Genomic DNA, 15,390 nt, shown 5'->3' on the forward strand with positions numbered 1-15,390 from the left:
GTCAGTTATCCCTCCCAATCGAATTGATGATGGTCATCGTCACGCCAACGACGGCTAAATAGACGCCGAGGTCGAAGAGAACCGCAGTAGCCAGCTCGGTTTCCCCGAGCAACGGCAGGTTGAAGTAACCGAAGGAATGACTTAAAAACGGTGCGTCAAAAGCAAAGGAGCCGATCCCTGTAAGGAGTGCAATCGCAAGTCCAGTAGCCGTAACCTTTCGAAATTCGAAAGGTACGATTTTCCTGGTCATATCCATGCCGAAAGCCATCGACAACAGAACCAGTGCGGCTGAAGTCATCAGCCCCCCGATAAATCCTCCACCCGGCTCATGGTGTCCCGAATTGAACAGGAACCATGAGAAGGTTACGACGATAAAGATAACCACCCTGGATATGGTGCGCAGTATGACATCATTGCTGTTAGGGAGATATGCCCCTTCAAAACGATCCCGTTCGCCCAAAATGCCTTCACCTAAATCGATTTTAATCAAGGCATAAATCCCAAGGGATGCTATGCCGAGAACCGTAATTTCAAGCAAGGTATCAAATCCACGGAAGTCCACCAGAATGACGTTGACGATATTTTTACCGCCGGCCAAATGGTAGCTCTCTTTAATGAAGTAATCCGCAATGGAGTCAAAGGTTCTGCCGCTGCTCGCAGCCAATGCGATCAAGGTCACGACAGCACCGACGCCTACCGAAATGAGCAAATTTCTCCACTTCAGGCTCATCGGTATCTTCTCCCGCTTCAGCTTCGGCAGATGATAGAAACAGAGCAGGAACAGCATGACGGAAACCGTCTCGACAACCATCTGGGTCAGCGCCAAATCCGGAGCCCGGAACAGAACGAAGAACAAGGTCACCATATAGCCGGCAGCACCTGTCAATATTATGGCCATCAGTCGTGTCCGTACGAACGGAAGCACAATGACCGGGATAACCAGACCAAGGATGGCAACTGCCTCATAGAAGGACATCGGTGCGTAGTCCGTCATATCAAATCCAATATGATCGACCAGCAGAAGCCCCCCGCCAAGAACGGCTATGAAAAATACAAAAATATAGATCACATAATGACGGAGTGAACCTGTCATATAAGTGGAGGTCAGCGATTTGCCGCCTCTTTCGAGGACTCGCAATCCCCCGTCATACAGGTTGTTCAATGTGAATCGCTTGAAAAGCGTTGTATTCAAGATACGCGCTCTGCCGTGAAGCTTATACAGAACGGTACCGAGAACAATGATTCCGATGGTCATGAAAATTTCCGTTGTCCACCCGTGCCACATCTCGATATGCACGTGGAAACGATCCTCTGCCACGAGCAGCCCGGGATGAATGGCGGCCATCGCCGGTTCAATGAGCGCATGAGACAGCAGGTTCGGAAACAACCCGAACACAATGGCCAGCGATGCCAGAATAACCGGGGGAATCAGCATCCCCAGCGGTGCTTCATGCGGCTTCTTCTCCAGTTTTTCAGGCTGGAAGCGTCCGGTGAAGGTTTTAAAGACCAGGATCATGCTGTACAGGAACGTAAACACGCTGGCAATCCAGGCAACGACCGGTATCAGCACACCCCAGGTCTCGGCATTCCAGAAATTCATGTGAGACGCTTGAAGGACCGCCGTAAAGAACATTTCTTTACTCAGGAATCCGTTAAACGGAGGCAGACCGGCCATGGAAAATGCACCAATGACGGCCACGGTGAACGTGATTGGCATGAGCGACATCAGACCTCCGAGTTTCCGCAGATCGCGGGTGCCCGTCTCATGATCGACGATACCGACAACCATAAACAAAGCGCCCTTAAATATAGCATGGTTCATCAAATGAAAGATGGCGGCTGTCGTTGCTTTCGTATAGAGCAGCGTGTCCACGCCGCCTCCATAATAAGCTGCGGCAGAGCCAAGACCGAGCAAACTCATGATCAGCCCCAATTGGCTGATGGTGGAGAATGCCAGCAGTGCTTTTAGGTCCGTCTGCTTGATCGCGCGAATCGAGGCATAGATCAGCGTGGTCAGGCCCGTAATCGCTATGATCCAGAACCAGGAGGCTTGCCCGGCAAACACCGGACTAAAACGGGCCACCAGATAGATTCCGGCCTTGACCATCGTAGCGGAGTGCAGATAAGCACTAACTGGAGTCGGTGCTTCCATCGCATCCGGCAGCCAGATATGGAACGGGAACTGCGCGGATTTGGTGAATGCTCCCAGCAGGATCAGAATCATGGCCGGGATAAACAGCGCGTCTCCCGCAATGCTCCCCACATTCGCTACAATCTCCCGCACGCAAAAGGTGCCTGTCATGATATAAAGGAGAATAAACCCTGCAAACATGGCAAGTCCGCCGAATACGGTAATCAGCATGGATTTTAAAGCTCCGTATCTGGAGCGGTCGCGATGATGCCAGAATGCAATCAGCAGGAATGACGAGATGCTTGTCAGTTCCCAGAAGCCGTACAGCACCATCAGGTTATCCGAAAGCACAACACCAAGCATGGCGCCCATGAACAGAAGCAGATAGATGTAAAATCTATGAACGGCTTCCTTGTTCTTGTCCATGTAGAAGATGGAGTACAGTACAACGAGCGAACCAATACCAGATATTAATAGTGCAAAAATTAAACTTAATCCATCCAAATAAACGGTAAAGTTTATTCCCACGCTTGGAATCCATTCCAGGACAGCTTGAAGCTGCTCACCTCCCTGAATGGTTGGGATAAGCCCCAAAAAATAGGCGAACAGGACAACCGGTACCGGCAAAATCACCCATCCGGTGTGAACACGGCCGATGAGCTTGTAAGTCAACATAACCACAAGCGCTACGATAAAAGGTGCCATAACGGCGATGTGCAGCAAAGACAAAGTCTACTCCTCCTATAGTCCGATTTTTCCTTCATTAGTAGTATTTCCCCATTATTTAGGCATAAGTCCAAAAAAACACAAAAAGAGCCCGCTGTTGGCAGGCTCCTCCAGGTAAAACCATATGGTATTTTTTTCGAATCACACTGAAAAACAGTATATCTTGAGATCAAAACTTTGTCAAAGGGTATGTTGGAATGAAAACGGGACAATCAGGAAATCACTGTATATAAAGGAGTGGTTCCCATGATGATCAAAAAAGCGGTTGTTTGCGCTTTCATCTTTCTCGTTATCTTGGCGGCCGCCATCGTAACAAATACTCGTACACATCCCAGTTATCCACAAGAAAACACGTCAACCAGAGTTTATCAAATTCAAGAAACCCCATGGTTCTTACCACGAGAATACGTAAGAATCATTCGAACATCACCCGAGCCCTTGCCGGATGAGCCCTAATTCACAGACATGCGGCATTTATCCGTGAAACTGAATTTCATTATTCTCATTGCTTCGTTTATTTCTTCGAATCACTCGCGAAATGATCAGAAGGATGACCAGCACCACGACGATTCCCGCTGCATAATATCCGTACCGGTTAATGAGGGCTCCAATATGATCGACGACCTGATCTCCGACGAACATGCCTAAAGAGAAATAACCGATGGTCCATACAAAGGACGCGGAATACGAATACATCGCAAATCTGCGATACGGCATTCCTTTCATGCCTACCGCATAGGGAGTCACGTTGCGCAAGATGGGCAAAAAAGCGCTAATGCATATGGCGTAATTGCCGTATTGGCGGGTCAACCGTTCGGATACATTAAGAAACTGGCGGATTTTCGACTTTTCCTGGGCGCGGTTTAACAGCTTGCTCGCGGTAAAGCGACTAAGCATATAACCTACCGTCGATCCCGAGCACACACCAAGTAACGTCATGATAAAAGACGGAAACGGCGTTAAAATCTCGGATGCCGCTAACGCGCCGCCTGTCATTGCCACGATTTCATTAGGCACAGGAAGACCGACCAATCCAAGGCACAATACGACGAATAATGCGTAGTGCCCGATCTGTTCTATAAAATTCAATAGCGTATCCACCCCTGCCCCCCTTATCCGTCCCTAGAATAGTATCAGCTTATATGACAACGTAGTTTTCGCAAACGTGCTGCAGGCGAGGATATGAACTGGACCTGAGACCAGTTTTATTATGGATCATGCCATTAGAGATTTTTAAATGCCGAGATGAAAGAACCCGGATCATCCTTCACCGTGTACGAATACACTCCTTGCTGGGTGTGCAAGTATAAGAAACCACCGCCGTCTCCCATCGACCGATACGACAGGTCAAAGACCTGCTTGATGGGGAACTCCCGGTATTTCGTTACGATGCGATCCTCGTACAGGAACATCTCCCGCCCCTGCTCTTCCGTCCGTTGTTCGATACCATCCACGACTCGGTTGATTTTGTAGTACGGCTGTACGGCTACCCAATTCACAAACTCCCTCCTTGCTGTCTTTACATGTTTATTTGGAAGATTGCACTTCCCCCTTCTTCTTTCTGCGGCTCCTGATTCGTTCCAGCAGCTCCAGCGCCCCGATAAATAGTACGAATACAACGAAAAGTGCAATCGCCCGGCCAGGCTCGATCAGACCGGTAATAGACGCAACGATGCCGGTAATGCCTACAATAATAATACCTATTACGGATAGTTTCCAACCTGTTAACATATGTATGCTCCTAAAGTAAACGTAATTGCCACCCACCAAGATCACAGCTGCATGATCAAAAAACGTTAGACACACACGGAATGTATCATAAAGAAGTCCCTATTTTCAAGTTATAATCGATTTTCAATTTCAATTGCCAACCCTCGTAACATTTGCAATAATTTATTCAGGAGAGAATGAATAAACCCACCTCCAAACACTAAAAAGACAGGAGGAACACGGTATGAATTCAACAACCTGGATACTGATTATTCTTTTCGTTGCGGTGGATGTATGGATTATTTCTTTTTTCGTAAAACGCTCATTGCGCAAACAGAGCAGCCAGTCACTCCCAAATGGCAATAAGCTTCGACGCGGGAAAATACCCGAGCTGCCGCCGATCGTCAAGGCAGGAAGCCCGGCGAGTGAGCTTGTCGGCAAACTGGAGGCTGCGCTGCCCCACACCTATCAGAGCATGCTGAAGCAACGAGTAATGAGTGAGCATCCGAATCTGTCCGAACAGGAGTATGAATGGAGATGGCAGGAGCTTAAACGGTTCTTCATGATGTGCGCCGTGCTGGATCGTGTCCCAATGTTCAGCAAAGACGTGGATGAAGTATGGCATGAAATGTTGATGTATACATACGAATACCAACAATTCTCGGAACGCTTTCTTGGCAAAATGCTTCACCACGCTCCAAATACCGGAAGCGAGCATGTGCCTATTCCGAATGAACGCGCGTGGTTTGATACGGTATATGTACAATTATTTGGTTGGCATGAATACAGCGCCAAGCTATGGGGAGCTTTCTTTCGCGTCCCGCTGCCGCGCGAAGAGCTGGAGGTCTATACTTCTCGCCATTTCACCGTGAATCATGGCCAGAAGCGCTTCAATGCCTGGACCTACGAGAAGATCCCTGCAGCGCGTACGGCCATCGATGCAATCATCCTGGATCTGCAGGATCGGGTTCGAACCGCCCAAGAGGAGCCGGCGCGTCATGAGAAGCTGGTCAATTTCCGGAATAGCGATGTGCTCCTGGCAGCGGCCGTCTATTTTGCCTGGAACGCACCAGAACAATTTGGTGACCACATGATCCCTGATGAACGTGAGCTTCATAAAAACAGCAGCAGTTCCTCCTGCACCTACGCATCGGCATGCGGGTCTGGTGGATCGGATTCGGGCGATGGGTCATCAGGCGATGGATCTGGATCCTCTTGCAGCAGCGGTTCATCCTGCAGCAGCGGGTCCTCTTGCGGGAGTGGCTGTGGCGGCGGCTGCAGCAGCTAAGTAGCAAACTTAACATGAACATGAGCGCATACTTATTAATATATAGAACAAAAAGCATGGGCCGAGATTTCAGGCCCATGCTTTTTGTTTGATCTAATGTTCAACCCCCGCCATATACAATTTGGCCTCGTTTCACCTGGATATGGCCAAACCAGTTGATGTGAAGAGACTTCGTATTGACCCTAAACAGATCCGGATGATCCGACACCTGAAAATGCAAATGAGCTTCGGTTGAATTGCCGGAATTGCCGCATCGACCTATCAGATCGCCTGCTTCGACCTCAGCGCCTTCCTTCACGCATACCGATCCCTGCTTTAAATGTGCATATAGACTATATTCTGAATTTCCATGATCGATGATGACATAGTTACCGACGGGTTCAGTTTCGTTTGTCATACCCACTGGTTCATTGTCCATGATGTTATTCTCCATACTCACCACCTTCCCACGGGCACCAGCAAGAATCTCTTCTCCAAACGCAAAGTAACTCTCATTCTTGGCGGGATCTCCTTTATAAGACATCGCGTTCTCAGTCTTTATGACGTCTATGGCGTACCGCTGGCTTTCCTCGACGTAATGGTAATTATCCACAACATTCTCGCCGCCCCAGAACACGTACCATTGTCCGTTAAAAGGAAGTCGGAAAACGGAGTCTGTTTGCTTGGCATCCGATTCAGGAAATCTCTCAATAGGTGATAACATAAGCCCTCCAACCGTCCCCTTTTCATCGATCATCGCTTGAATGCCTTTTTGCCCGCTATCATCCATCCAGTTTATCATTCGGATCCTGTTGAGCGTGTCGTCCATGGTGATATGGAACGCGTTTACGCCTGCCGTGTATTCCTCTGCCATCGCTTCAAATTGTTCGACCGTTACGAGTAAACGCAATTCCTCCCCAAACAGCTCGTACAGCTTGCGATATTCCCCATTTAACAGGAATCTCGAAACATCTACCATTTTCAAACCTCCTCATGTATGCCAACTCAATATTATCCATAGTATATCTGACGAAATTAACCTGCATCGAAACAGGAACTTAACATGGGTTAAACTTTCGGTTCCCTTAAGTTACAGAGGGTCCATGACAATACGCCGGGATAACAATACAAACGGTCATTGCATACATCTCTAACCAAAACAAAGAAGCACCTGAACCCGTTCATCGATGGTTCAGGCACTTCTATTCATGATATAAATTCGGCATATTAATTGCTAGACGAGAGAACCATACCGGAACGGGTTTGCGGTCCGACCTTACGTAAGGAAACCTGATTCCGCTCGGCCCAACGCGTTAGACTCCGAATCCCTTCACAATTCTTCTCTTCAAATTTAAAGCAGCAATACATCGGATTCACGTTTTTGTCCTTGAGGTTGATTTGGAATGCGGCTTTATGGCATCCGGAAACCTTGATCTCACGAATCTGGTCGGCATGAATTTCTACGCCATTGATGGTAATCGTATCCGAATTCTCCTGAATATTCACTTCCCGTTTCACCAATCGGGCATATCCTTCAATCGCTAGTGCCGCAACAACAACGACGTTCACCACCATCTGCATATAGAATAGGACAGGATAGGAATATTCGGTCAAGGTAGCTACCTGAAACAGGATAATGCTAATAACAAAGGAAAACAATATAACGTCTTTCATTCTCGTAGAGTAATGGATTGCGTATTTCATCATAATCAGCTCCGTTCATTGTGTAAGGGTTTTCATTCAACTCTTACTTTATTATAACACCATTGTACATAATTTTGACACATATCATTCACATTTTTGTCAAAAAAATTATTTGCGTCGTTCCATATCCTATGCTTATCCGATGGGTCGCGTGTCGTTCATGGTCTAGCCAACCATATTAATACACGATGACGGAGGAAAGTTGGCTCGTTAATGGCGGCAAAAGTGGAGGAGGAACGATTTGTGCGTAGTGCCTGTGATTCCTCCTAACAACAAAAAAGAGCATCCCGCCAGATCGAAGATCTGTTGGGACACCCTTTGCTTCAACACTTTTCTCTTTACTTGGTTAACGCCGTATTTCCTTCCTTTCCCCGGAACCATTTCATCCCGACAGATACGGTATCAATAAGGGCAATGACCACAATGATGTAAACGAGGCCTTCTCTGGATCGATCCCAAATTGATTTTACGGTATCATACGCTTCATCTCCCGGTGTTACGAGGCCTGATTGAACGAGCTGATCCATGAATGTCGGATTCCAAATCGTCATATCGGAGAACAGGATCACCGCAACGATAACGGAAGCAACGTTAAATATGACATGCATGAAGGCAATCTGCGGCGTCCACTTTTTTGTGATCAATTTCCTGGCTTCATTGAATATGCTGAAGGCGGTAAGAAACCATATGAGCGGCAAATACTTGGCAAAGGCAGCCTGTTCAAACACCGGAATGGCGATCGAGTTTTCATTGAATCGATGAACACCGATCAGGTTAATGGAAAACGTGAACAGGACGAAGAACAGCACGGAAAACAGGATGCCGAGCACAGGCTCGATCGGTTTAATCCGAGCGGCTGGTTCCGGAATTGCAGGCAATTCCGAGGGTTTCCATGGATCATTGGAGACTTGGCGAGCCCCGCGGTATTCGATAAAGGCAAAAATAACGATTACCCAAGCAAATCCGTGGATTCCTACGCTAAGCAGCGAGACAAGGTATTCCAGCAGCTTCTCGGCAGTGGGTTCCGTGCTTATAAAGAAATCAAAGATGTAGACGATCCCAAGAGCAACGGCTATCGAATACATAACGATCCTCAAGACGGACCAATAGCTGTCAATCAAACCGGGACCAATGAGATACCTTTCCTTTCCTCTGTATCTGGTTGCCATTTCCCCCGGCGGCCCGAGCTCAAGCAGCACCTGCTCTACTTCTTCCAAACTAGCGCTCTCTCCGCCGACTCCCCGGTCTTCCAGCATGTCTTCGACGAGTCCTTGAAGCTCCTTCTCAATATCCGCCCGCTGCGATTCGGGCAGCTTCTGGGTCACCGCATAAATATACCTGTTAATCAGATCCATCGCCTTAGTCCCCCTTGTCATTCACAAGTCCCTCAAGACTTGTCATCATCTCTTTCCATTCATGGTAGAGCTTACGATATATATCCTTACCTGTCTGACTTATGATGTAATATTTCCTCGGCCGGGCTTCATTCGTATCCCACTCGCTGTTAAGCAAGCCTTGTTTCTCCAGCCGTCGCAGCAACGGATAGAGCGTACCCGCTTCCACGTTGATCCCCCTCTCCTGCAATATGGTCACTAATGAATATCCATACTGCGGTTCGGACAACTGACTGAGAACTCCAAGGATGATCGTACCTCGCCGAAGCTCCTGCACCATACTGTTTAAAATGTCTTGATCCTCTGGCATATCATCATCTCCTGAAATTATTATACTGTATGACACACACTAATGTAAATGAACCATTAATGATTTCGGAAAATTATTTTAACTTACCTCATGTTAACGGTTGCTAAGTTTGATGGCTACCAAATTCGAGCAACTCCTTGTACGCAAAAAAAGGTTATCCTACAGCCGTGACGGACCATAAGATAACCTTCTCTATTTACGCTCAACCCATTACAGGGTTCCTTAGGATGTTCACACTTTCAGGGAACCGATCTGCCAATCTCCCTATAATCCGTTGGCAGATATATCTTCATCTGCTTGCCTATCTCGATTTTCTGGGAAATCCGTTCTGATACTGTGTCGGAATTGCCGTCTCCTTCTGCAGGACAGCTGCGGCCTCTAATGCCCAATACGGGTTGCGCAGCATCCCTCTGCCCACAGCGACGAGATCCGCGTCTTCGTTGCCGATCACCGCATTCGCCAAAGCAGGCTCATCCAGGCGGCCAACGGCAATGACCGGTACTTGCAGCGCTTCTTTAATCTGCCGGGCAAGCGGAACTTGATAGGCTACATGAGTGCCCGGTCTTCCTTCCGCCGCAATCGGTCCTTCACCGCCTGCGCTGATATGGAACATGTCAACGCCTGAAGCTTGATATTCCTTGGAGAACGCGATGCTCTCTTCGATACCATAACCGCCGGCTACATATTCTCTTGCAGAGATCCGCAAGATTAATGGCATGTCCGCAGGCATTTCGCTTTTTGCAGCTTGAATGACTTCTTTGCCGAACTTGGTTAAATCCCGGCCGTACTCATCCGTTCTCCGGTTAGTCAATGGGGAATGGAACTGATGGATCAGATATCCGTGGGCCCCATGCAATTCAATCGCATCAAAACCGGCCTTCACCGCACGTCTTACAGCCAAGCGAAATTTCTCCACCATCTGCTTGACTTCTTCCGTTGTAAGAGCCCTTGGCGTTTTGGATTTCTCGTCAAAAGGAATAGCCGACGGTGCCACTGGTGTTTCAGCATCCTCCGCTTTGCGGCCGGCATGCGCAATCTGGATTGCTGCTTTCGAGCCTTGCTGGTGTATCGCATCCACGATACGAGCCAGTGACGGAATTTGATCGTCCGACCATAATCCAAGATCATAATCGGAAATGCGGCCATCCGGTTCCACATCCGTCATTTCCACGATAACGAGTCCCGTTCCGCCAATCGCCCGGCTTGTATAATGCAAATAATGCCAATCGGTAGCAATACCGTCTTTGTTCGTTACGGAGTACTGGCACATGGGAGGCATAACCACCCGGTTTTTCAATTCTAAAGATTTCAATTTGTATGGACTGAATAAATGTTCCATTGAAGCACGCTCCCTCTATCCTAATAAAATTCGCGTTCTATAAATGCATGCGCATGCATTCAAAATATCAAAATAAAAGCCATTCGTCAAGAATGGTTGTTTTGAAAATACGTCTAACCTTTGATCTGCTTTAAAACTTCCTGAAGCCCATGCTTCAATTTAGGCGTTGCGAACTGCTGCTCCAATACGTGTTGAACCGTGCTCTTGGCTTTGCGTAGCTTCTCTTCGCCAATGGGGGTCAGCGAGGTATAAATTCCTCTTCTGTCATTCTCGCATATGGCCCTTTGCATCGCCCCGCAGCCTTTGGCTTCAAACCGGCTGACCAGCCTCGACATCGCGCTTTGGCTCAGCCCCACCATCGTTTGCAGCTGCTGAAGTCGCAATTTTTGCTCGGGAGCCTCAGACAGAAATAACAGCACGTAAAATTCATTCAACGATAAATCGTGTTTCTGCTGAAGTGTTTGTTCCAGTTCGTTGGTGATCAACGCCTGAATCTGCGTCAAAGATAGCCAACTTGTTATAAGATGTTGTGTTTGATCGGCTGACATAAGGTCTCCACCTGTTCCGGTATTTTTCCGCCAGATGATTCTACACCATAAAGCGGGTCACTACTAGTTATTAATAATAACAAGCCCCTGTTTCCTTCGTCAAACCTGCCGCTTCAAAAAAGGTGCTTCAAAACCGAAAACATGCCAGTCCTTAACGCCCGGCGAGGAGCGAAGACTGACACGCTGCATAATTTTTATATCAAAAAAACTACACGATCTCCTTCGCTTCCATTCCCAGCAGGCCCAACATGCGGAGTCCGTGCTTGATCCCATCTTGATCAACATCGCGAGTTACATGTCTAGCCGCCTGCTTGACAATCTCCGGCGCATTGCCCATCGCCACACCGTGGCCCACGTACGACAGCATCTCCAGATCATTCAGATAATCGCCAAATGCGATGGTATCTTCCAGATCGATCTGTAGCAGCTGAATCAATTGTTTGATCCCTCCGGCTTTGGATCCGTCAAACGGCAACACATCGACTCCATAAGGACCCCATCGAACGAAATCGAACCGCCCTTTGAATCTGTTCACGTAAGCCGCTTCCTCATCCTCCGTGCAGAATACAATGGCCTGATAAATATCTCTGCCCAAGTAATATTCCGGATCATATTCCGGGATCGTGAGTTTCAGTTCCCCCCAGCTGGAATCGATATGAACATGCTCAGTTACGTTCATCTTCATGGATTCACTGCCGGCATAAATGATCGGATGGTCAAGCTCCACGGCTTTCTCCGTCAGCTGCTGCAATGCGTCTTGTGCTAATGGATTTCCATATATCGGTTTGCCTTAATGAACCACATACTGACCGTTCAAACAGACATAAGAATGGATACCGAGCTCTTCCCGCAGCTCTTCAAAATGATAAGGAGCGCGCCCTGTCGCTATGGCGACGATATGCCCGGCTTCCTTTAACTCTTGAATGGACTCCTTCGTTGTAGCCGGAACCTTCTTTTCATGATCCAGCAGCGTCCCGTCAATATCAAAAAATATGATTTTCTTATTCAATGAAACTCGCCTCTCTTCCGTATATTCTAGCCAGTAACCATATTGTAAATGATGAAAAGCATTTCAGAGCAAGCCATTATTTCAGCAAGATCGCTCAGACCCTTCCCGAACATGCATAAAAACCGCGCTGTAGCACGGTTTTCACGATATCAAATATGGATGAGTTAAAGATACCTATCTGCATTAACATTTCGTGTATTTGCTGTAATTTTCTTATCTAACGACAAAGAGTCCGCCTATAACAGACGGACTTCTTCTGTGGTCTTTATTTCGCTTCCGAGCGAACCTCGTCGAGCATTTTATCATTAAATCCGAACAGCCAAGTCAGCACAAAAGTTAGAGCCATAGCTGTTAAGTTGCACAAAATGTAAAGTGGAAGCTGACTGTTCAAGTATAAGAGCGTACCGGGAATAACGGTAATCGCCATACCCGTAGCCTCAAGCTGGAAGATGGAAGCCATGAAACCGCCCACGCCACCGCCGATCAGGGCGATAACAAACGGTCTGACGTAACGGAGGTTGACTCCGAAGATCGCCGGCTCCGATATTCCCAGCATCGCCGAGAATGCGGATGGCAGGGATAACGCCTTTAGTTTTTTGTTTCTCGTCTTAAGTCCGACAGCGAGACAAGCTGCGCCTTGCGCTGCCATGGCACTTGTCACGATCGCATTAAACGGATTGCTTCCCGTCTTCTCAAGAAGCTGAATTTCAAGGAAGTTAAAAATATGATGCACACCGGTGACCACAATGATCTGGTTGAAGAAGCCAATCACAAGACCCGCAATGCCGAACGGCAGCTCCAGCAGAAGGTCGTCACGTTCATCACGACCTCTTCCAGGGAGTGGAACACGGGTCCGATTGCGAACAGACCAAGGATGATCATAACGAGCAGGGTTAAAAATGGCGTAACGATCAAATCAATTGCTTCAGGAATGCGTTTTCTCAAAAATCTCTCGAATTTCGCGCCAAGGAGTCCGATGAAGAAGGCTGGCAGGACCGAGCCCTGATATCCGACAACCGGAATGAAATCGAAGAGCATGAGTGCTTCGGCCGAACCGTTCGCCACGCTGTAAGCGTTGGGAAGAGCCGGGTTAACCAGCATCAAACCCAGCACGATACCGAGCACGGGGCTGCCTCCGAACACCCGGAATGCGGACCATGCCACCAATGCTGGCAAGAAAGCAAAAGCCGTATCCGTAAGTACCTGGGTGAAAAGCAAAAAATTAGGCGAGATATCATCCGGTACCGCTCCAAACCAGGCCAGAACGGTTTCTTGCGTCAATAATCCACGTAATCCCATGAACAAACCGGTGGCGACCAATATCGGGATAATCGGCACAAACACGTCTCCGAACGTACGAATCGCCCGCTGAAACGGATTTCCTGATTTTTTCGCCTCGGATTTCAACTCATCCTTGCTTGTGCTCTCCAGCCCAAGCGATTCAACCGCTTCAAAAATCTGATTAACGGTTCCTGTTCCGAAAATGATCTGATATTGGCCGGAGTTGAAAAAAGCGCCTTTGACCTTATCGATATTCTCGACCTTCTTCTGGTCTATCTTCTTCTGATCGTGAACCATAATTCGGAGTCTCGTAGCACAGTGAGCAAAGGAAGCGATGTTCTCCCTGCCACCGATGGCTTCCACTACCTGCCTTGCAATTTTCCGATGATCCGCTGCCATGTTCATTCATCCCCTTCTATATCTTTTACGGCTTGGGCAAGATCCCACTTCGTGACCTTCAAGCCGGTGCTGCCGTTTTTTGCGAAAAATCGAATATGACGGCTGTCCTGCTTGGGAAATATCCGACTCGTAAACACCTCTTGGCCATCATTGACGAACACTTCTGCCGAAGAAATATCCACAAAGAGATGGAATTTGATCGAGTCTCCTTTGTTATGCAGCATGCAGGTTCGTGTCGTTCCGTAATCACTCACAATTATTGCACCCGATGATGAGCGATCCAGTGTAACCTTCTGCCTGACAGCGTCATACCAGATAATTGTGCGCTCCGTTTCGCCGGCTCGAAATTCAATGCCAACAACATCCGCTTCGATCGCATGGAACTCGCATATCATCTCGAATACGGTCCCTTCAACACCTGTATAACTCTTCACCTCGCTGTATAGCGTATCCGCTGCTTCCATGGCTGTCCCACGAAGAATTTCCAACTCGGGAACCGGCTGCTGAATCAGCTTGCCCTCACGGAAAGCGAGCACACGCGGAAGAGTCAAACAATGCGCCCAGCCATGCGAGTCGGTTGGATAAACGACCTCCGGCAAACCCATCCAGCCTACCATGATGCGCCGGTCCTTCTCATCCAGCATGGTCTGCGGTGCGTAGAAATCAAAACCTCTGTCCAGCTCGTAAAAGGAGCCGTGTTCAAACTCCAGTGTCCCCCGATCCAGCGGCTTGCCCGCGATGTAGCCGGATTGGTAAACGTTCCGGAATTCGTCGCCTTGCGGACTCAGCCCCTGCGGCGAAAACAGCAGCACGCCCTGTCCTTCCAGTTCAAAATAATCGGGGCATTCCCACATATAGCCGAAATGTTCAAGACGGGTCTGGATTTCCCCTTTGCATGACCAATCCAGCAAATCCGGTGATTCATACACGACAGCCGTTCCTGTTTGATCGTCCCTTTGGGCGCCGATGACGAACCGGAACAGGTCTTCGTCTTTCCATACCTTCGGATCCCGGAAATGCTCGGTATATCCGTCCGGCACACGGTCAATCAGCGGCTTATCGAGCTTCGTGATGGTGCCAACACGGTCCATCACGGCCATGCATTGACAAGAATGCCTGTTCCATTCCTCATCCCGGGTATTCCCGGTATACATCAGATACAGTTTGTCGTCTTTCACGATCCCGCTTCCCGAATAGGCGCCATATGCATCATGCGAGTACCCGGGCTCAATGGCGATGCCTTTGTTTTGCCAGTGCACCAAGTCCGTGGAGGAGGTATGGTACCAGTATTTCAGGCCGTGAAACGTGCCCAGAGGAAACCATTGATAAAACAAGTGGTATTTCCCGCTATAATAAGAAAATCCGTTGGGGTCATTCAGCAAGCCCATGATGGGCTGTATGTGAAACCTCTGCCTCCATTCGCTTCGTTTCGCTTGCTCCTTCAAGGAGGCAATCTCTTCAGGAGAGGCCTGATCCAGGCGTCGGTATTTCCGTTCTCTGTCCATGTCTCTTCTCCTTGTATATAGGCTTTCTCAAAAAAACAAACTGATCATGCTATGCGTGAACATCAGC

12 protein-coding genes and 2 pseudogenes are annotated in these 15,390 nt (G+C 48.3%); 1 reads left to right on the forward strand and 13 read right to left on the reverse strand.

Features of this window, described 5'->3' with window-relative positions; translation table 11 throughout:
* Window position 1: 1 nt before the first annotated feature.
* The 4 genes from ABEW73_RS08535 to ABEW73_RS08550 form a co-directional block, all read right to left on the reverse strand.
* Window positions 2-2,860, reverse strand: coding sequence for a Na+/H+ antiporter subunit A (locus ABEW73_RS08535; protein ID WP_430164184.1), 2,859 nt, complete (start codon window positions 2,858-2,860; stop codon window positions 2-4).
* 471 nt (window positions 2,861-3,331) lie between these two features.
* Window positions 3,332-3,958 carry a DedA family protein gene (locus ABEW73_RS08540; RefSeq protein ID WP_430164186.1) on the reverse strand — a complete coding sequence of 209 codons (627 nt, stop codon included), beginning with the start codon at window positions 3,956-3,958 and terminating at the stop codon, window positions 3,332-3,334.
* A 122-nt stretch (window positions 3,959-4,080) separates the two neighbouring features.
* Window positions 4,081-4,356: a hypothetical protein gene (locus tag ABEW73_RS08545; RefSeq protein ID WP_430164189.1), complete on the reverse strand. Its 276-nt coding sequence runs from the start codon at window positions 4,354-4,356 to the stop codon at window positions 4,081-4,083.
* Window positions 4,357-4,384: 28 nt separating this feature from the next.
* Complete coding sequence (locus tag ABEW73_RS08550; RefSeq protein ID WP_098746414.1) at window positions 4,385-4,588, reverse strand: hypothetical protein; 204 nt, start codon at window positions 4,586-4,588, stop codon at window positions 4,385-4,387.
* 223 nt (window positions 4,589-4,811) lie between these two features.
* Between ABEW73_RS08550 and ABEW73_RS08555 the strand changes: the two genes are divergently transcribed.
* Window positions 4,812-5,855 (forward strand): hypothetical protein, encoded by a 1,044-nt coding sequence (locus ABEW73_RS08555; protein ID WP_430164192.1) that lies wholly within the window; start codon window positions 4,812-4,814, stop codon window positions 5,853-5,855.
* A 100-nt stretch (window positions 5,856-5,955) separates the two neighbouring features.
* Here the strand turns inward: ABEW73_RS08555 and ABEW73_RS08560 are convergent, their stop codons facing one another.
* The 9 genes and pseudogenes from ABEW73_RS08560 to ABEW73_RS08600 all read right to left on the reverse strand — a co-directional run bounded on the left by ABEW73_RS08560 (window position 5,956) and on the right by ABEW73_RS08600 (window position 15,323).
* Window positions 5,956-6,813: a M23 family metallopeptidase gene (locus tag ABEW73_RS08560; RefSeq protein ID WP_430164194.1), complete on the reverse strand. Its 858-nt coding sequence runs from the start codon at window positions 6,811-6,813 to the stop codon at window positions 5,956-5,958.
* 248 nt (window positions 6,814-7,061) lie between these two features.
* Complete coding sequence (locus ABEW73_RS08565; protein WP_430164196.1) at window positions 7,062-7,538, reverse strand: hypothetical protein; 477 nt, start codon at window positions 7,536-7,538, stop codon at window positions 7,062-7,064.
* Between the two features lie 338 nt (window positions 7,539-7,876).
* Window positions 7,877-8,893 (reverse strand): hypothetical protein, encoded by a 1,017-nt coding sequence (locus ABEW73_RS08570; protein WP_430164199.1) that lies wholly within the window; start codon window positions 8,891-8,893, stop codon window positions 7,877-7,879.
* Window positions 8,894-8,897: 4 nt separating this feature from the next.
* Entirely contained in the window at window positions 8,898-9,242 is a 345-nt protein-coding gene (locus ABEW73_RS08575) for a PadR family transcriptional regulator (protein ID WP_430164202.1), read from the reverse strand.
* A gap of 301 nt (window positions 9,243-9,543) precedes the next feature.
* Window positions 9,544-10,581 (reverse strand): NADH:flavin oxidoreductase/NADH oxidase, encoded by a 1,038-nt coding sequence (locus ABEW73_RS08580; protein WP_430164205.1) that lies wholly within the window; start codon window positions 10,579-10,581, stop codon window positions 9,544-9,546.
* 113 nt (window positions 10,582-10,694) lie between these two features.
* Window positions 10,695-11,129: a MarR family winged helix-turn-helix transcriptional regulator gene (locus ABEW73_RS08585; RefSeq protein WP_076321961.1), complete on the reverse strand. Its 435-nt coding sequence runs from the start codon at window positions 11,127-11,129 to the stop codon at window positions 10,695-10,697.
* Window positions 11,130-11,337: 208 nt separating this feature from the next.
* A pseudogene (locus ABEW73_RS08590) lies at window positions 11,338-12,138 on the reverse strand (Cof-type HAD-IIB family hydrolase).
* A 265-nt stretch (window positions 12,139-12,403) separates the two neighbouring features.
* Window positions 12,404-13,824: pseudogene (locus tag ABEW73_RS08595) on the reverse strand (sucrose-specific PTS transporter subunit IIBC).
* On the reverse strand, window positions 13,821-15,323 hold the full coding sequence (locus tag ABEW73_RS08600; RefSeq protein WP_430164208.1) for a glycoside hydrolase family 32 protein: 1,503 nt from the start codon (window positions 15,321-15,323) through the stop codon (window positions 13,821-13,823). The pseudogene ABEW73_RS08595 and the gene ABEW73_RS08600 overlap by 4 nt, the downstream one beginning before the upstream one ends.
* Window positions 15,324-15,390 lie beyond the last annotated feature (67 nt).

It is taken from the genome of Paenibacillus lautus (assembly GCF_050482385.1).
Lineage (GTDB): Bacteria > Bacillota > Bacilli > Paenibacillales > Paenibacillaceae > Paenibacillus_AQ > Paenibacillus_AQ lautus_B.